Genomic DNA, 16,666 nt, shown 5'->3' on the forward strand with positions numbered 1-16,666 from the left:
CGCGGACGTGTCCTCCGTCATGGTCGGGGCATGTCACGAACCGGGCGCCGGACGCGTGGCCGGGCCCGGCGGGGCCGTCATGAACCCCTGGGCCGGACCGGCTTCCACCGCCGGCCGCGTCAGCGTTGCATGGTGCGGAACCGTCGCTCGCCCGGCCGCGCCCCTGCGACCGGGCGGCCCTGGAAAGGAGACCCATGAGCACCGCCGAGAACGCCGGGGCCGGAGCACCCACCCGCCCGGACGAGCACCGCGCGATCCTCTTCAACGCATTCGACATGAACTGCGTCGCCCACCAGTCCCCGGGTCTCTGGCGTCACCCCGACGACCACGCCCGGGACTACAACACCCTGGGCTACTGGACGCACCTGGCGCAGACGCTGGAGAAGGGCCTGTTCGACGGCCTGTTCATCGCCGACGTCCTCGGCCCGTACTCCGTGTACGGCGGCACCTCCGAGGCCGCCATCAGGACCGGCGCGCAGACCCCCGTGAACGACCCGTTCCTGCTCGTCTCCGCGATGGCCGCGGTCACCGAGCACCTCGGCTTCGGCGTCACCGCCGGCACCGCCTACGAGCACCCCTACCCGTTCGCCCGCCGCCTCGCCACGCTCGACCACCTCACGGGCGGCCGCGTGGGCTGGAACGTGGTCACCGGCTACCTGCCCTCCGCCGCCCAGAACATGGGCCAGGACGACCAGATGGAGCACGACGAGCGCTACGAGCACGCCGACGAGTACCTCGACGTCGTCTACAAGCTCCTCGAGGGCTCGTGGGAGGACGACGCCGTCGTCTACGACAAGGAGTCCGGCGTGTTCGCGGACCCGGCCAAGGTCCACGACATCGCCCACGAGGGCCGGTACTTCACCGTGCCCGGCCACGCCGTCACCGAGCCGTCCGTGCAGCGCACCCCCGTGATCTACCAGGCCGGCGCCTCGACGCGCGGCCGCGCCTTCGCCGGCAAGCACGCCGAGGCCGTGTTCATCAACTCCCCCACGAAGGAGCTGGCGGCCGCCACCGTGAAGAAGATCCGCCAGGCCCTGGTGGACGCCGGCCGTGACCCGTACGACGTGAAGATCTTCGCGATGCAGACGATCGTCACCGGGGCCACCGACGAGGACGCGCGGGCCAAGTACGACGACCTGGCGCAGTACGTGGACCCGCTGGGCGGCCTCGTGCTCATGTCCGGCTGGATGGGCATCGACCTGTCCCAGTACGACCTGGACGAGCCGATCGGGGACGTGAAGTCGAACGCCATCCAGTCCGCCGTGGAGACCTTCCAGAAGGCCTCCGGCACGGATGAGGAGTGGACCGTGCGCAAGCTCGCCGAATGGGTGGGCATCGGCGGCTTCGGCCCCGTGATCGTGGGCGGCGGCGAGTCCGCGGCCCGTCAGCTCGTCGAGTGGGCCGACGAGACCGACGTGGACGGCTTCAACCTCGCCTACCACATCACCCCGGGCGCCTTCGAGGACGTCGTGGAGTTCGTGGTGCCGGCGCTGCAGAAGCTCGGCCGCTACAAGACCGCGTACACGGACGGCACGCTGCGCCACAAGCTCTTCGGCCGCGGCGACCACCTGCCGCAGAACCACCACGGCGCATCCTTCGCCCTGCGCCGCCGGTAGGGTGACGCCAATGGCCGCGGCGCCCTGCCTCGGCCGGCAGCAGCCCCAGGAGGAGAACATGCAGCGCAGACGTGCCGTCCGCGCGGCCGGGCTCGGCGTCGTGGGCGCCCTGGCCTTGGCCGGGTGCGCATCCGAGCCGCAGTCGGCGGGGGAGGCCTGGCATCAGGCCCGCACCCAGTTGGACGAGGCCGAGACCGTCCGACTCGAGACCGCCTACACCACCGGCCGTCAGGGCCCGCACTCGGTCCGCTGGGACATCGCCGGCCGGCTCGACGGCGGCGACGCCGAGTCGAAGGGCGTCATGCAGGTCGGCCGGGACTCACACATCACCATGGAGTCCCGCCAGGTCGGCGAGGATGTGTTCGTCCGGGTCGACGTGGACGGCTCCGACGTCCCGGACGACGTCCAGGTGATGTACTCCGACCCGCAGTGGCGCCGTGTCCCGGCCGGTGAGGGGCAGGAGCCGCCCCTGAAGGCCCTCCTCGACCAGGTGGGCTTCCCCGCGGCGGACGCCCTCGACGGCGCCGAGGTGCGCGCCGAGGAGGTCGACTGGGACGACGGCACGGCCTACCGCTACGCCGTGCCCGAGGAGGTCGCCGACGCCGCAATGGTCGAGGGCGACGCCACCCGGGTGCACTCCTTCACGGTGGACGACGACGGCGAGCTGGTCGCGCTCACTGTCGACGACGGCCGGGCCACCCAGCAGTACGCCCTGAGCGACTGGAACCAGATCGAGCCGGCCGAGGCGCCGGAGGAGGTGGCCGAGTGAGGCAGCGCCAGACCCAGACCCGCCGCACCCGCCGCGGCCTGTCCCTCGCCGCCCTCGGGGCGGCCGCCCTGCTGCTGACCGGCTGCGCCTCGGGCGACGACGCCCCCGGCGCCTGGGACCGCGCCCGCACCCAGCTCGAGGAGGCCGACTCCGTCCGCATGGTCACCGAGCTGCGGTCCGAGGCCCCGAGCAACGGCCGCGCGGTCCCGGACGCGGTGGACATCTCCGGTCCCGTGGACGGCTCGTCCATGCGGTACGTGTCCGTGTACAAGGACGACGGTCTGATCACCCGGGACGAGTCCCGGATCGTGGACGGCACCGCGTACTCCCGGTTCACGGTGGAGCGCGTCGGCGCGAGCGGTGAGGACCATCCCGCCTATGCGGAGCGCTGGACCGCCACCCCGTACGAGGGCGATCCCAGCGCCACCGGCATGGGCGCGATGGTGAGCTCCCTGCTGGGCTCCCTGCCGGAGTCGGGCGGCCTGGACGACGTCGAGGCGGACGCGGACGGCATCCGCCGCAGCGGTCAGGATGCGATCCGCTACGTGCTGGACGAGCCCGTCTCGGGCCCGCAGGAGGGCGTGGAGCTGACCGCGTTCACGGTGTCCAAGGAGGACGGCCGCCTGCTCACCGTGGAGACCGAGTCCGCCGGCACGAAGGCCGTGGTGACCCTCTCCGAGATGGGCGGGGTGGATCCGGTGCAGGCCCCGCCGGCCGACGAGGTCCTGAAGCAGGACGGCTGACCCGGCCCACGGCGGCGGCGGCCCGCCTCCCCTCGGGGAGGCGGGCCGCCGTGTCTGCGCGGGTCAGCGCGTCAGCGGACCCTCGTCACCCAGCGGGGTGGACGGGTCCGAGATGGTGTCCGGCTCGGCACCGTGGCGGGCCGCCGAGGTGATGTTGTCGTTGTTGGACTCGGTCACGCGGTCGTCGCGGACGTCGTTCTTCTTGTCGTTGCCCTGCATGGCATCCTCCACCTTCGTCGTGGCCTTCTGCACCGGATCGGACTTCTTCACCTCAGCGAACTTCTGCTGGGCGGTCTCCTGGACCTGGCCGACCTTCTCCTGGGTCTTGGGGTCGTTCCAGAGCTTCTGGGCGTTCTGGGTCATCTTCTCGAGGTTCTTGCGGCCCTCGGCGGAGCCGAGCAGGTAGCCGAGTGCGGCGCCGAGGCCCAGGGTGATGAGGCGCATGGGTGGTCTCCTTCATGTGTCGGGACCGCGCCGACCCTCTTGGACGGGCCGGGCGGCGCGCTGGCGCGCTGTCCTGGGATCACTCTGGTCATCGGAGCCCGCCGCGTCAACGACTGAGGCGCACGGCCGTGCGAGGGTCGGCGGCGTTCGTCCCCGCCGTCCCGCCCCACGACGACGGCCGCCCACCCCGGAGGTGAGCGGCCGTCGTCGTGCCGGGGCCCGTGGGCCCACGGGGTCAGCCGAAGTGCTTCGGCAGGGTGGCCTCCCAGGCCTCGCGCAGCTCCGCGATCGGCAGGGTGAAGGCGTCCTGGACCTCGAGGGCCGCGGAGTCGGCGTCCACCACGCCGATGCGCACGGCCGCGTAGCCGCGGGCCGTGGTCATGTCCGTGAACCGGACCTCCTCGGTGCGGGGCACGGCCACGACGGCGCGCGCCTGCGTCTCGGAGAACAGTGCGGTGAACAGGTCCACGCCGGCGCGGCGCAGCACCTCGTCCAGCACCACGCGGGCGCCCACGCCGAAGCGCAGCACCATCTCGGACAGGGTGGCCGCGAGGCCGCCGCCGGAGACGTCGTGGGCGGCGTCGATCATGCCGTCCCGGGACATGTTGACCAGCAGCTCGCCGAGCAGGCGCTCCTTCTTCAGGTCGACCTTCGGGGGCAGGCCGCCGAGGTGGCCGCGCAGGCGCGCGAACTCGGAGCCGTCCAGCTCGTCCGCGGTCTCGCCCAGCAGGTAGATCGCCTGGCCGTCCGCGTCCGGGGCGAAGCCGGACGGGGTGCGGCGCAGGACGTCGTCGAGCTGGCCGAGCACCGCCACCGTGGGGGTGGGGTGGATCGGGGTGCTGCCCGTCTGGTTGTACAGGGACACGTTGCCGCCGGTCACCGGGATGCCGAGGGTCTGGCAGCCGTCCGCCAGGCCGCGCACGGCCTCCGCGAACTGCCACATCACGTCCGGGTCCTCGGGGGAGCCGAAGTTCAGGCAGTCGGAGACGGCCAGGGGCACGGCCCCGGCGGTGGTGACGTTGCGGTACGCCTCGGCCAGGGAGGCCTGCGCGCCCGTGTACGGGTCCAGGTAGGTGAACCGGTCGTTGCAGTCCGTGGCCAGGGCCACGCCTATGCCGGTCTCCTCGTCCACGCGCACCACACCCGCGTCGTCCGGGGCCGCCAGGGCGGTGTTGCCGCGGACGTAGCGGTCGTACTGGCGGGTGATCCAAGAGGTGTCCGCCAGGTTCGGGGAGCTCATCAGCTCCACGACGGCGGCGCGCAGCTCCTCGCCCGTGGCGGGCAGGTCCTGACCGGCCTCGGAGGAGCGGAACGTGTCCGCCTGGAGCTCGTCCTGCCAGGCCGGACGCGCGTACGGGCGCTCGTAGACCGGGCCGTCGTGGGCCACGGTGCGCGGGTCCACGTCGACGATGACCTCGCCGTCCCAGGTGATGATCAGGCGGCCGTCGCCGGTGACCTCGCCCAGCCAGGAGTACTCGACGTCCCACTTTGCCATGACGGCCTCGAACGCGGCGACGTTCTCCGGCGTCACCACGGCCATCATGCGCTCCTGCGACTCGGACATGAGGATCTCGCCCGGGGTCAGCGTGGAGTCGCGCAGCAGCACGTCGGTCAGCTCCACGCGCATGCCGCCCTCGCCGTTGGAGGCGAGCTCGGAGGTGGCGCAGGAGATGCCGGCGGCGCCGAGGTCCTGGATGCCCTCGACGAGGGAGTCGCGGAACAGCTCGAGGCAGCACTCGATGAGCACCTTCTCGGAGAAGGGGTCGCCGACCTGCACCGAGGGGCGCTTGGCGGGCTTGCCGTCGCCGTCGAAGGACTCGGAGGCCAGCACGGAGGCGCCGCCGATCCCGTCACCGCCGGTGCGGGCGCCGAACAGAACTACCTTGTTGCCCACGCCGGAGGCGTTGGCCAGACGCAGGTCCTCGTGCTTGAGCACGCCCACGGCGAGGGCGTTGACGAGCGGGTTGCCCTGGTAGATCGGGTCGAAGCGGGTCTCGCCGCCGATGTTCGGCAGGCCCAGGGAGTTGCCGTAGCCGCCGATGCCGGCCACCACGCCGTGGAACACGCGGGCGGTGTCCGGGTGGTCGATCGCGCCGAAGCGCAGCGGGTCCATCACGGCCACCGGGCGGGCACCCATGGAGATGATGTCGCGCACGATGCCGCCGATGCCCGTGGCCGCGCCCTGGTAGGGCTCCACGTAGGAGGGCGAGTTGTGGGACTCGACCTTGAACGTCACGGCCCAGCCGTCACCGAGGTCGGTCACGCCGGCGTTCTCGCCGATGCCCACCATCATGTGCTGCTTCATCTCGTCGGTGAGCTTCTCGCCGAACTGGCGCAGGTGCACCTTAGAGGACTTGTACGAGCAGTGCTCGGACCACATGACCGAGTACATGGCCAGCTCGGCCGCGGTGGGGCGGCGGCCGAGGATCTTCTTGATCTCGGCGTACTCGTTCTCCTTCAGGCCCAGCTCGGCCCAGGGCTGCTCGACGTCCGGCGTCGCCTGGGCGTCCGCGACCGTCTCGATGTTGAACTGCTGGCTCATGCATGGCCTCCACGGCTGGCGAGGGTGGTCAGGACGGAGGTGAAGAAGCCGAGGCCGTCCACGCCGGAGCGGGGGCCGGCGGCGGTGTCCGGGCCGAAGCCCGTCTCCACGGCGTGCTCCGGGTGCGGCATCAGACCGACGACGTTGCCGGCCGGGTTCGCGATGCCCGCGATGTCCCGGCGCGAGCCGTTCGGGTTCCAGCCCTGATAGCGGAACACCACGCGGCCCTCGGCCTCGAGGGCGTCGAGGGTCGTCTCGTCCGCCACGTACTGGCCGTCCTGGTTCTTCAGGGGCACGGTGATGGTCTGGCCCTGCTCGAAGTCGCGGGTCCACACGGTGTCCGTGCTCTCCACGACCAGCTCCTGGTCGCGGCAGATGAAGTGCAGGTGGTCGTTCTTGATCATCGAGCCCGGCAGCAGGTGTGACTCGGTGAGGATCTGGAAGCCGTTGCAGATGCCGAGCACCGGCAGGCCGTCCGCCTCGCCCTCGGGGCCGCCGGCCGCCGTCGCCACCGCGTCCATCATGGGGGCGAAGCGCGCGATCGCGCCGGCGCGCAGGTAGTCGCCGTAGGAGAAGCCGCCCGGGATCACGACGGCGTCCACGCCGGCGAGCGTCCGCTGCGGGTCCGCGTCGGCGTGCCACAGGGAGACGGGCTCGGCGCCGGCGAGGCGGACGGCGCGCAGCGCGTCCACGTCGTCCAGGGTGCCGGGGAAGGTGATGACGCCGATGCGCGCGCCGCTGAGCGGCGTCGTCGGCGTCGAGTAGTCGCCGATGAGGGGGAGCTCGGTCATCGGGCGCCCTCGGCCTCGTCCAGGACGGCCACGTTCACGACGTCCTCGATGACGGGGTTGGACAGCATCTCCTCGGCGGCCGTGCGGGCCTGAGCGAGGATCTCGTCGGTGACCTTGCCCTCCACGGTGAGCTCGAAGCGCTTGCCCTGGCGGACCTGGCTGAACTCGGTGAAGCCGAGGCGGGGCAGGGCCCCGTTGATCGCCTTGCCCTGCGGATCGAGGATCTCGGGCTTGGGCATGACGTCGACGACGATGATGGGCATGAACACGCTCCTGGGTGCGGGACGATGCCGCGGAGCAGGACGGTGTAGATGCCGTCTCACGCCCGGCCCTGGGCGCTCCGCGTGCTTGCCCGCCCAGTCTACTCGGCCGCCCGGACGCGGGATCGTGGGTGTGATGGGGGCGGCACGCGGCAGCCGGCCCGGCGTAGCCTGGCGGCATGAGACCTCAGCAGACCCGTATGTCCCCGCTCGGCCGACGCCGGCCGATCAGCCCGCTCGGCCCCGCGCTGCTCGCCGCGGCGGCCGGCGTCGTGCTGACGGGAGTGCGCCGCATCAAGGCCCGCTCCGCCCGGCGTCGCGCGACCGGACGCCCGCGCCGGTGACCCGCCCCGAGCCCTGCCCCTGCGGGTCCGGAGCCGGGCTCGCGGCGTGCTGCGGTCGCCTGCACGCGCGTTTCGCCCGGGACGGCGCCCTGACCGCGCCCACCGCCGAGGCGCTCATGCGCTCCCGGTACACGGCGTTCGCGCGGCTGGGCGAGGCCGGGCCGGCAGAGGCGCGGGCGATGGCCGACTATCTCGCCGCGACCTGGGTTCCCGAGCACCGGCCCACCGCGGCCGAGCTGCTGCCGACCGAGGGGGAACAGGCGCCGCGGTTCACCCGCCTGGCGGTGCTGGACGTGCGGGACGGCGGGCCGTTCCAGGACGCCGGGACCGTGGAGTTCGTGGCCGTCGGCGCGGGGGCCGAGGGGCGGTTCCGACTCCATGAGGTCAGCCGGTTCCGCCGTGAGGACGGGATCTGGCGCTACGTGGACGGCGACGTGCGCTGAGGCCGGAGCGGCGCGTCGGACGGCGGCCGGCGGTGCCGCGTCAGAAGGCGGAGAAGATCCCGGCGCCCACGCTGAGGACCAGGCCCAGGATGGCGATCCACGCCACCAGGGTGACGATCGGGCGGGGGCGACGCGGGGCGTCGTCGTGCCAGTCCACGCCCTCCAGCTCCGGAGGGGTGCGCAGCTCTCGATCCATGGCCCCAGCCTCTCACGCCCCACGCCGCCCCGGGCTCAACGCGGGTTGACTTGTCACGGGTGCTGGGCGCCCGGACCCGCGACAACTCAACCCGCGTTGCCGTCCGGGGTGAACAGGTCCTCGATCCGCCGCCCGAACACGGCCGCGAGGCGGAAGGCGAGGGGGAGCGAGGGGTCGTAGCGGCCCTTCTCGAGGGAGATGACGGTCTGCCGGGAGACGCCGAGCTCGTCGGCGAGCCGCTGCTGCGACCAGCCGAGGCGGGCACGCTCGTCGGGGATGGTGTTCTCCACGGCTCAGCCCCGGCGCTTCTGGAGCGCGTAGCGGACGGCCACCGAGGCGCCCGCGACGAGGAGCAGCCCGGCGCCCACGAGGGGGAGGCTGAGCTGCCACCCCGCCAGGGCGACGACGAACGTGCCCAGCCCCAGCACCACGAGCAGGTCGCCGAACGCGCCGGACTGCGCCCTCTCGAGCCACCGGCCCTCGATGGTCTCCTCGGTGTCCCGGACGGCGCCGCGCAGGGTGGTGCGGTCCACGAGGAACAGCCAGGCAAGGGCTGCGCCGGCCGGGAGCGCCGACGCCGCCATGACCGCGCCCATGACCGCCGGGAAGCGGGGATCGGCGTCGCCCTGGCTCGAGGCCAGACCGTAGGCCGCGGCCCCGATCAGCAGGGCGATGACGACGCCGGCCACGAGGCTGACGAGGATCAGTCGCCCGGATCCGCCGCCCAGACGGGAGGAGCGGCCCCAGCGGGAGCGGGTGTCCCGGCGCGGGTCGGTGGTGGCGGTGCCGGCGTGCTCCGCCGCGGCGCCCTGCCTGTCCGCTGCGGCGGCGGTGTGGCGGGAGTGGTTCGCGGTCATGGGGCCCTCCTGTGGTCGATGCCCTGGGCCGGTGGCCCGGCCCGCCTCGGAGGCCCTGGGGGGCGTCCGACCGGACGTTGTGAAGCAAGCGTGACAGTCAAGTGTCCTTGTCGTTAAGGGAGCTTGACTCCGGGGCCTGCACGAACCCCTCCCACGTCATGGGCGGGGTCAGCCCGAGCCAGGCCGGTTCGAGACGGAACCCGAGGGCCGTGTTCATCCGCAGGGACGCCGCGTTGGCCTCGGCGCCGCCGGTGCCCCACTGGCGCCCACCGCGGGCATGGGTCGCCAGGAGGGTCGCCGCCTTGACGGCCTTCGCCACGCCACGGTTCTCGTGCTTGGACGCGACCGCGGTGCGGTCGACCTCCCACCGGTCAGGGGAGCGGAACGTCAGGGTGAATCCGATGAGCACTCCTCCCTCGAAGGCCCCCACGGCAAGCCCCGCTGGGGTGGACAGTCGAGCCTCAAGGTCGTCCGGCAGCGGCTCGTGACGGGAGCCGTCGGTGTGTGGGAACCGGGGAGCCGCTTCCTCGTCGAGGGCGCGCAGGGCAGGCAGGTCGACGGCGGTCAGTCTCCGCACCTCGATTCCCCGCGCTTCGGCCGCCGCGACGTGGCCACGGTAGGGCGCCAGGTCGGCGTCGTCGTCGAGGTGGAGGCGCGCGCCCCAGGAGCGGGAGCGCACGCTCCACCCGGCGTCGAGCAGCGCGGCGGCCTCGGCCGAGTCTTCGCGGTGCACGCGGGCGTCCGCCCGTGGGTCGGTCACGGGGGTGAGCATCGAGCACGGGATGTGCCCGGAGACGGCCTCGTCCGGATAGACGTGCGGGAACTCGGCCGAGTGGGGATCGGAGGGGTCTCCCGGCTCGCGCCGCACCCGCAGGCCGGCCCCCGCCAGTTCGTCCTCGTCCAGGCCGCAGACGAACGCGTCCGGCCGGTCCGGGTAGATCGCCGCGCCGACGACTCCTACCTGGGCGGCGTCGTCGGAGGCGTGGAGGAAGCCGACGTCGTCGATCGAGGCGCCGCGCGTCGATGCCGTGTAGCGGCCGGTGCGACGCGCGGCGGCCCAGTCCTCCGGGAGGGTGATGTGCAGGATCATGGCGCGAGGCTATCGGCCTCGGCGTCGACGCCACCCCTCCGGCTGCCCATCGCGGGTCGAGTTGTCGGGGGTGTTTGGCGGCGGCACCCGCGATAACCCAACCCGCGGTGCAGGGCCTCCCCGGGCATGACGACGGCCCGGCGTCTCCGCGGGGGAGTCGCTGGGCCGTCGGGGCGGACCGGGTACCGGGTGCCCGGGCCGTCAGTCCTCCAGGAAGGCCTCGACGTCCGGGGTCACCGCGCGGGAGTCGATCAGCTGACGCTCGATCGCGTCGTGGGTGATCCGGTTGGCCTCGCGCACGGCGTCGGTGCGCATCGAGATCTTGATGTCGCCCTTGTGCGTCGGGGTCCCGGCCACCTGGACCGGCTGGGTCTCGAGCGGGAGCGGGACGGCGTCGCACAGCGACTTCTCGGCCGGCTGGGCGCCGGTCAGGAAGTAGTCACGGATGGGCGTGTCCACGCACTCGGTGCCGTACGGGAACAGGCCGTGGGTGCCCTCGTTGTCCACGGAGATGAGGGACGTGTTGCGCAGCACGCCGGCGGCGCGGTGGCCGCCCTCGTACGGGGTCGCCGCGTCCAGCTCGGACTGCACGATCACGGTGTTCGGGGCGCCCTTGCCGCCGGGCTGGGCGGGCATGGAGGTCTGGGCGGGCCAGTACATGCACTCTGACGGGCCCATCAGCACACCGATCCACGGGGCCTTGCGGCCGAGGTCGTCCACCCACGAGGTCCAGTATCCCTGCGAGGTGTTCCACTGGCCGTCCTGGCAGCGGATCGCCGAGAACGCGCCCTCGAAGGTGACGGCGTCACCGGCCTGGGTGGCGGCGACGAGCTGCTCGCGCTCGCCCACGGTCTCCAGGCCGCGGGCGGCGAAGCGGTCGAAGGAGTCGCGCTCCTCGGCCGGCAGCGACGCACGGGCCTCGGCCAGGATGCGCTCGATCTGGGTGCGCTGCCCCGCGGGGTCCGTGGCCGCGGCCTCGGACTCCATGATGCGGATGTAGGCGGCGATGACGGACCCGGCGTCGAGGTACTGGGACGTGTCGTACATGGCAGGCAACAGGAACGAGCCGGCGACGATCATGCCGAGCTGGGTGCGGGTGCCGCCCACGTCCTCCCAGCGCTGCCGGATCTGCATCGGGTCGTCCCCGAGGCCGAAGATCTCGTCGTGCCGGGCCACGTAGGGGAGCATCGCGTCCTGGAACTGGCGGTCGCGGGAGCGCGGCTGCAGGTCCCAGGTGGTCTGGAGCCCGTCGCGGGAGATGTCGACGGCGGAGTCCAGCAGGAACCGGTGCGCGTGCTGGGGGAAGACGCGCTGGTACCAGCTGCCCAGCCAGGTGCCGTACGAGTAGCCGATGTAGGAGGTCTTCTCCTCGCCCAGGACGGCGCGGATGAAGTCCATGTCGTACACGGTCTGCTCGGTGGTGATGTAGGGGGTGAGCTCGTTCTCGAGGCACGCGTCGACCTGGGCCTTCGTGTCCTGCCACACGTCGTGCTCGGGGTTCGGCGTGTAGGTGCACTCCAGGGCGGTGGACTGGCCCACGCCGCGGGGGTCGAAGCCGATGAAGTCGTACTGCTCGGCGAGCTCCGGGGCGCGCTCGGCCATGGCGGGGCCCCAGGGCAGGCCGGAGCCGCCCGGGCCGCCGGGGTTCACCAGTGCGATGCCCTGGCGCTCCGGGTTGCCCTTCGAGGTCTCGGTCTTGGCCACGCGCAGGGTGATGGTGTGGCCGTCCTCGGGGTTCTTCCAGTCCCGCGGCACCGTGACGTCGGCGCACGCGGTGCCGGGGATCGCGTTGAACCGGGCGTTGAGGCGCTCGCTGCCGAAGTCGCAGGCATCCCAGTCCAGCGTCTGGCCCACGAGGTGCGGCGCGAGCGCGGCGGCGTCGTTGACCTTGTTGCCCCGCGTGGCGGAGAGGTCGTTGGAGCGGGCCTGACCCTGCGATGCGGACCCGTTGCCGTTGCCGTTGCCGGGCGCGGAGAGCGCGGGGGCGGCGGCCGCGACGGCGAGCGAGACGGCCGCGACGGCGGCGGCGAGCGTGGTGCGGCGGCGAGCTGGAACGGTTCTGGTCACGTCAGGTCCTCGAGTCGTTCGGTGCGGAGAGGGCCGGGGCGGTCACCGGATGACGCGAGTGATGCGCCTCACAGCCTGTAGAGCGGCCATCCTAATCATGGACGTGCGCTGGAAGTCCACTCGGCGTCCGGCCCGGTCCCGGGGGCCGCCCCCGCGGCTGCGTCCAGCACCGCCAGCAGCCGCACCCGCAGCGACTGGCCCCGCGCGGCGAACTCGCGCTGTCGCCGCGCGTACTCGGCACGCCCGGCCGGCTCTTCGATCCGCACGGCCGCGTAGCCGCCGCGCCCGTCGGCGAGGTCGTCCACTCCGGTCAGGTCGTACGGCGAGGCCTCCATGTCCAGCCGGCGGATGTCCCACGCGAGGTCGAAGCAGTCCGCGAGCAGGTCCGAGTCGACCACCGGCACCAGCTTGTACGCCCACTTGTACAGGTCCATCCCCGCGTGCAGGCAGCCGGGCTGCTCCATCTCCCGCATCCCGGCGCGCGTGGGCAGGACGCCGTCGTCGCCCTCGTTGCGGTCGCGCGCCTCGGGTGCGAAGAACCGGAACGCGTCGAAGTGCGTGCACCGGATCCGCGAGCCCTCCACCACCGCGTCCGTCCCCCCGGCCCCGAGCCGCAGCGGCAGCTGGGAGTGCCGCACCCCGTGCACGTCCGAGCGGTACGCCATCGCCCACTCGTGCAGCCCGAAGCAGCCCAGGCGTGGCGCCCGCTCCGCCGTGCGCGCGAGCAGGTCCCGCGTGAACGCCACCCCCGACGCGCGGTCGGCCAGCACCGCCGCCGCGTCCACCAGCCAGCCGCCCACCGGGCGGCCGTCGACGACGGCGCCTGCTACCTCGCCGGCCTCGACGCGCCGGTAGTGCTTCCACTCGCCCCGGGGGGTCGTGCCCAGCTCGGCCGCCTCGGCGCGGGCCGCGGCGCCGTCGTCGTCCGCGAGGAGGACCCCCGGCCCGGGGTGCCAGCGCTGCAGTGCGGCGGGGGAGTGCGTGTAGTAGCCGAAGAGGAAGTCCTGCACCGGGTGCTTCTGGCCGCGCATCCGCAGGGCCACCAGCGGGTCCGTGCGTCGGGCGATGCGCTCGCGGTGTGCCCGCGCGTGGGCCCGCCACACGTCGGCGGGCAGGGTGACGACGGCGGTAGGCGGGGGCGCGGGGTCGGTGCGTGGCTCGGGCATGGCCCCACCATCCTCCCCCGTGGCGCCCCTCATGAGCGAGCGGGCCCACGTGATGCCGACGCGGGGAGCGCACTCCGGCGGCCCCAATTCGACGGTCCTGGACGTTGCCTGGCAAAGATCTGGTCAAACGCCCTACCGGACGGTAGATTGCACATGTCTCGCTGTGGTGCCCATCACATGGGCGCCGATCTCCCCGTCCCCCGGCGTCATCCCCGCCGGCGTGCCACGGGTGAGAGCTGGGCGGACCTTGATGAGAAAGGCGGAGGCAATGCCTCAGAACCCCACCCCTGCCCGGCGCCGTCGGGCCCTGGCCGCGGCCGTCGCCGGCGCGAGCCTCGTGGCCGCTCCCGCGCTCGCGGTGTCGGCCACCGCCGTCGAACTGCCCGACGGCAGCACCGTCTCCAGCCCGCAGGGCGAGGTGCAGGTCCAGCAGCAGTTCGAGGACGGCCGCTACTTCGTGGTCCTGAAGGACCAGCCGTCGGTGACCGCCCCCGAGGCCGGCGCCGTTCCGGGCGCCGCTCCGAAGGCGAAGTTCGACCCCTCGCACCCGCGCGTGAAGAACTACGAGGCCAAGCTCCAGCGCCAGCAGGAGAAGGTCGCGAAGGCCCACGGCGCCAAGGCCGAGATCTCCTTCCAGCGCGCCGTGAACGCGTTCGTCGCCGAGCTGACCGCCGAGGAGGCCCAGTCGATCGCGAAGGACCCGGCCGTGCTCGGCGTCGCGCCGGACGAGCAGGTGGCCCCGGACTACAGCTCCACCGAATTCCTCGGCCTGCCCGGCAAGAAGGGCACCTGGAAGTCCGTGTACGGCAAGGCCGAGAACGCGGGCAAGGGCGTGGTGGTCGGCGTCATCGACTCCGGCATCCACCCGGACAACCCGTTCATCGACGGTCAGCCCGTCCAGCCGCTCAAGGGCAAGGCCAAGGTCGGCGTGCCGTACCGCACCGCGGACGGCCAGATCGCCGTGCTCAAGGCGGACGGCACCACCGCCACGGCCGAGTGCGAGACCGGCCCGGACTTCCCGGCGTCGTCGTGCGACTCCAAGCTGATCGGCGCCTACGCCTTCTCCGACGACTTCGAGCGCTTCGTCCCGGTGGACGAGCGGGCCCCGGAGGAGCGCATCTCCCCGCTGGGCGTGTTCTCCCACGGCACCCACGTGGCCACCACCATCCTCGGCAACACCGGGGTGGAGCAGACCATCGACGACGACTCCTTCGGCGAGGGCGCGGGCGTGGCCCCGGCCGCCCACCTGATCTCCTACAAGATCTGCTGGGAGGACACCGACCCGAACACCGGCGGCTGCTACACCTCCGCCTCCGTGGCCGCCATCGAGCAGGCCATCGAGAACAACGTGGACGTGCTGAACTACTCGATCTCCGGCTCCAACACCTCGATCGTGGACCCGGTGGCCATGGCCTTCAAGTCCGCCGCCGAGGCCGGCATCTTCGTGGCCGCCTCCGGCGGCAACTCCGGCCCCGGCCCGAACACCGTGAACCACGGCTCCCCGTGGCTGACCACCGTGGCCGCGGAGACGTTCTCCAACGAGCTCACCGCCACCGTGCAGTTCTCCGACGGCACGCAGCTCCGGGGCGCCTCCTCGGCCCGCACCGGCGTGGGCCCGGCCGAGGTCATCCACGCGTCCGAGGTCGCCGCCGGCGACGCCGAGGCCGCGCGTCTCTGCCTGCCCGGCGGGCTCACCGAGGAGGCCGCCGGCAAGATCGTGCTCTGCGAGCGCGGCGGGAACGCCCGCACCGAGAAGTCGCAGGTGGTGGAGGAGGCCGGCGGCGTCGGCATGATCCTCGTGAACACCCCGTCCGGCTCGCTGGACGCGGACATCCACGCGGTGCCGACCGTGCACATGAACGACAACGGCGTGATCGAGAAGGTGAAGTCCTCCGACCTCACCGCCACGATCGTCCCGGGCGACACCACCGGCCTGCCGGAGGACCCGCTGCCCCAGATCGCCGGCTTCTCCTCCCGCGGCCCGGCCAACGCCGTGAACCAGGAGCTCCTGAAGCCCGACCTCGCCGCCCCCGGTGTGAACGTGATCGGCGGCGTCTCCCCGCTGGACCCCGACTACCACGGCAACACGTTCGGCCTGATGTCCGGCACGTCCATGGCCTCGCCGAACCTGGCCGGCATGGCCACGCTGCTGATCGGCAAGTACCCGGCCTGGTCCCCGATGGCCGTGAAGTCCGCCCTCATGACCACCGCCGGCGACGTGTACAACGCCGACGGCACCGTGAACACGGACAACTTCGCCACGGGTGCCGGCTCCGCCGATCCGGCCGCCGCCGCCCGTCCGGGCCTGGTCTACGACTCCGGCAAGGAGCAGTGGGACGCGCTGCTGCGCGGCGACATCGCCGGCCGTGACGTGAACGTCCCGTCCCTGGCGATCCCCGACGTCGTCGGCTCGGCCACCGTGACCCGCACCGTGACCGCCCTGGAGAACGGCCGCTGGCGGTTCTCTGCGAACGTGCCCGGCTTCGAGGTGACCGCCTCCCCGGCCGTGCTGGACCTGAAGGCCGGCCAGTCCGCCGACGTCGAGCTGACCGTCACCCGCACCGACGCCGCCGTGAACACCTGGACCCACGGCTCCATGTCCTGGACCACCGCCAAGGGCAAGGCCGTCCCGGAGGTGACCTCCCCGGTCACCGTGAAGGCGAAGTCCGCGACCGTCACCTCCGCCGTCGAGGGCTCCGGCGCCACCGGCTCCGCCGACGTGGAGATCACCCCCGGCGTGACCGGTGAGCTGACCCCGCAGGTCCTGGGCCTGGGCAAGGTGGACTCCACCGTGGCCGCCGCCACCGCGAGCAACTCGCTCGAGTCCAGCGCACTGGCCGTGTCCACGGTGACCGTGGCGGAGGGCACCCAGTCCCTGGTGGCCTCGATCAACGCGGGCGCCGCCGGCGCCGACTGGGACCTGTACGTGATCACCCCCGAGGGCAAGCAGCTCTCCCGGGCGACCGCGGACGAGTCCGAGACGCTGACGATCGCCGACCCCGCCCCGGGCGCCTACACCGTGGTCGGCCACCTGTACGCGGCCAACGGCGGCAAGGACACCGGCACCCTCGAGACGCTCAAGCTGCGCGAGGACGCGGGCAACCTCACGGTCTCCCCGAACCCGGTGCCCGTGACCTCGGGCAAGGCCACCGAGGCGACCCTCTCCTGGTCCGGCCTGACCTCGGGCACCTGGAAGGGCCTCGTCACCTGGGACGCGGGCATCACGACCGACGTGACCGTCCAGGTCCCGTGACCGCCGACCCCCTCCGTCCTCGCTGACGGAACGGGAGGGACCCCGCACGACGCCGGCCCCGCACCTTCACGCTGAAGGTGCGGGG

The 16,666-nt window shown here is 72.8% G+C and carries 16 protein-coding genes; 6 read left to right on the forward strand and 10 right to left on the reverse strand.

What is annotated here, in order from left to right:
• Window positions 1-194: 194 nt before the first annotated feature.
• From ACUJ8O_RS06955 to ACUJ8O_RS06965, 3 genes are read left to right on the forward strand one after another with little or no spacing between them, the layout of a single operon-like run.
• A complete protein-coding gene (locus ACUJ8O_RS06955) occupies window positions 195-1,616 on the forward strand; it encodes an LLM class flavin-dependent oxidoreductase (RefSeq protein WP_020621436.1) in 1,422 nt (473 codons plus the stop codon).
• 58 nt (window positions 1,617-1,674) lie between these two features.
• Window positions 1,675-2,385 carry a Tat (twin-arginine translocation) pathway signal sequence gene (locus ACUJ8O_RS06960; protein ID WP_225348884.1) on the forward strand — a complete coding sequence of 237 codons (711 nt, stop codon included), beginning with the start codon at window positions 1,675-1,677 and terminating at the stop codon, window positions 2,383-2,385.
• Window positions 2,382-3,128: a hypothetical protein gene (locus tag ACUJ8O_RS06965; protein WP_060973610.1), complete on the forward strand. Its 747-nt coding sequence runs from the start codon at window positions 2,382-2,384 to the stop codon at window positions 3,126-3,128. Before ACUJ8O_RS06960 ends, ACUJ8O_RS06965 begins: the two co-directional genes overlap by 4 nt.
• A 63-nt stretch (window positions 3,129-3,191) precedes the next feature.
• Here ACUJ8O_RS06965 and ACUJ8O_RS06970 read toward each other — a convergent pair whose 3' ends face one another.
• The 4 genes from ACUJ8O_RS06970 to purS form a co-directional block, all read right to left on the reverse strand.
• Window positions 3,192-3,572 (reverse strand): YtxH domain-containing protein, encoded by a 381-nt coding sequence (locus ACUJ8O_RS06970; protein ID WP_134416779.1) that lies wholly within the window; start codon window positions 3,570-3,572, stop codon window positions 3,192-3,194.
• Between the two features lie 235 nt (window positions 3,573-3,807).
• Window positions 3,808-6,114 (reverse strand): phosphoribosylformylglycinamidine synthase subunit PurL, encoded by a 2,307-nt coding sequence (gene purL, locus ACUJ8O_RS06975; protein ID WP_041103643.1) that lies wholly within the window; start codon window positions 6,112-6,114, stop codon window positions 3,808-3,810.
• A complete protein-coding gene (gene purQ / locus ACUJ8O_RS06980; RefSeq protein ID WP_069941508.1) occupies window positions 6,111-6,905 on the reverse strand; it encodes a phosphoribosylformylglycinamidine synthase subunit PurQ in 795 nt (264 codons plus the stop codon). Before purQ ends, purL begins: the two co-directional genes overlap by 4 nt.
• Window positions 6,902-7,168 carry a phosphoribosylformylglycinamidine synthase subunit PurS gene (gene purS, locus ACUJ8O_RS06985; protein ID WP_069941507.1) on the reverse strand — a complete coding sequence of 89 codons (267 nt, stop codon included), beginning with the start codon at window positions 7,166-7,168 and terminating at the stop codon, window positions 6,902-6,904. Before purS ends, purQ begins: the two co-directional genes overlap by 4 nt.
• Window positions 7,169-7,344: 176 nt before the next feature.
• On the opposite strand from purS, the gene ACUJ8O_RS06990 reads away from it, so the two are divergent.
• Both ACUJ8O_RS06990 and ACUJ8O_RS06995 read left to right on the forward strand, forming a co-directional pair.
• Window positions 7,345-7,509, forward strand: a complete 165-nt coding sequence (locus tag ACUJ8O_RS06990; RefSeq protein ID WP_158530781.1) for a hypothetical protein — start codon at window positions 7,345-7,347, stop codon at window positions 7,507-7,509.
• The gene (locus ACUJ8O_RS06995; RefSeq protein ID WP_445373262.1) at window positions 7,506-7,952 is read left to right on the forward strand and encodes a YchJ family protein; all 447 of its coding nucleotides are present in this window, start codon (window positions 7,506-7,508) and stop codon (window positions 7,950-7,952) included. The genes ACUJ8O_RS06990 and ACUJ8O_RS06995 overlap by 4 nt, the downstream gene beginning before the upstream one ends.
• A gap of 40 nt (window positions 7,953-7,992) precedes the next feature.
• Here ACUJ8O_RS06995 and ACUJ8O_RS07000 read toward each other — a convergent pair whose 3' ends face one another.
• From ACUJ8O_RS07000 to ACUJ8O_RS07025, 6 genes are all read right to left on the reverse strand, one after another.
• The gene (locus tag ACUJ8O_RS07000; RefSeq protein ID WP_010079551.1) at window positions 7,993-8,148 is read right to left on the reverse strand and encodes a hypothetical protein; all 156 of its coding nucleotides are present in this window, start codon (window positions 8,146-8,148) and stop codon (window positions 7,993-7,995) included.
• Window positions 8,149-8,234: 86 nt separating this feature from the next.
• Window positions 8,235-8,438, reverse strand: coding sequence for a helix-turn-helix transcriptional regulator (locus tag ACUJ8O_RS07005; protein WP_002856639.1), 204 nt, complete (start codon window positions 8,436-8,438; stop codon window positions 8,235-8,237).
• A gap of 3 nt (window positions 8,439-8,441) precedes the next feature.
• Window positions 8,442-9,005, reverse strand: coding sequence for a hypothetical protein (locus ACUJ8O_RS07010; RefSeq protein WP_445373263.1), 564 nt, complete (start codon window positions 9,003-9,005; stop codon window positions 8,442-8,444).
• Between the two features lie 97 nt (window positions 9,006-9,102).
• On the reverse strand, window positions 9,103-10,095 hold the full coding sequence (locus ACUJ8O_RS07015) for a GNAT family N-acetyltransferase (protein ID WP_206452651.1): 993 nt from the start codon (window positions 10,093-10,095) through the stop codon (window positions 9,103-9,105).
• Window positions 10,096-10,296: 201 nt separating this feature from the next.
• Window positions 10,297-12,162, reverse strand: a complete 1,866-nt coding sequence (locus ACUJ8O_RS07020) for an alpha/beta hydrolase (protein WP_144879328.1) — start codon at window positions 12,160-12,162, stop codon at window positions 10,297-10,299.
• Between the two features lie 95 nt (window positions 12,163-12,257).
• Window positions 12,258-13,328 carry a 3-methyladenine DNA glycosylase gene (locus ACUJ8O_RS07025; RefSeq protein WP_206481944.1) on the reverse strand — a complete coding sequence of 357 codons (1,071 nt, stop codon included), beginning with the start codon at window positions 13,326-13,328 and terminating at the stop codon, window positions 12,258-12,260.
• 268 nt (window positions 13,329-13,596) lie between these two features.
• On the opposite strand from ACUJ8O_RS07025, the gene ACUJ8O_RS07030 reads away from it, so the two are divergent.
• The gene (locus ACUJ8O_RS07030) at window positions 13,597-16,581 is read left to right on the forward strand and encodes a S8 family serine peptidase (RefSeq protein WP_095347646.1); all 2,985 of its coding nucleotides are present in this window, start codon (window positions 13,597-13,599) and stop codon (window positions 16,579-16,581) included.
• Window positions 16,582-16,666 lie beyond the last annotated feature (85 nt).

The organism is Micrococcus sp. EWR3.9.1 (assembly GCF_052615555.1).

What these genes read in the sequence shown, in the direction of transcription:
- purQ (WP_069941508.1), bottom strand. Translation starts at nt 6,905, where the DNA reads ATGACCGAGCTCCCCCTCATCGGCGACTACTCGACGCCGACGACGCCG.
- ACUJ8O_RS07000 (WP_010079551.1), bottom strand. Translation starts at nt 8,148, where the DNA reads ATGGATCGAGAGCTGCGCACCCCTCCGGAGCTGGAGGGCGTGGACTGG.
- ACUJ8O_RS06955 (WP_020621436.1), top strand. Translation starts at nt 195, where the DNA reads ATGAGCACCGCCGAGAACGCCGGGGCCGGAGCACCCACCCGCCCGGAC.
- ACUJ8O_RS06970 (WP_134416779.1), bottom strand. Translation starts at nt 3,572, where the DNA reads ATGCGCCTCATCACCCTGGGCCTCGGCGCCGCACTCGGCTACCTGCTC.
- ACUJ8O_RS07015 (WP_206452651.1), bottom strand. Translation starts at nt 10,095, where the DNA reads ATGATCCTGCACATCACCCTCCCGGAGGACTGGGCCGCCGCGCGTCGC.
- ACUJ8O_RS06990 (WP_158530781.1), top strand. Translation starts at nt 7,345, where the DNA reads ATGAGACCTCAGCAGACCCGTATGTCCCCGCTCGGCCGACGCCGGCCG.
- purL (WP_041103643.1), bottom strand. Translation starts at nt 6,114, where the DNA reads ATGAGCCAGCAGTTCAACATCGAGACGGTCGCGGACGCCCAGGCGACG.
- ACUJ8O_RS06960 (WP_225348884.1), top strand. Translation starts at nt 1,675, where the DNA reads ATGCAGCGCAGACGTGCCGTCCGCGCGGCCGGGCTCGGCGTCGTGGGC.
- purS (WP_069941507.1), bottom strand. Translation starts at nt 7,168, where the DNA reads ATGCCCATCATCGTCGTCGACGTCATGCCCAAGCCCGAGATCCTCGAT.
- ACUJ8O_RS07010 (WP_445373263.1), bottom strand. Translation starts at nt 9,005, where the DNA reads ATGACCGCGAACCACTCCCGCCACACCGCCGCCGCAGCGGACAGGCAG.
- ACUJ8O_RS07030 (WP_095347646.1), top strand. Translation starts at nt 13,597, where the DNA reads ATGCCTCAGAACCCCACCCCTGCCCGGCGCCGTCGGGCCCTGGCCGCG.
- ACUJ8O_RS07025 (WP_206481944.1), bottom strand. Translation starts at nt 13,328, where the DNA reads ATGCCCGAGCCACGCACCGACCCCGCGCCCCCGCCTACCGCCGTCGTC.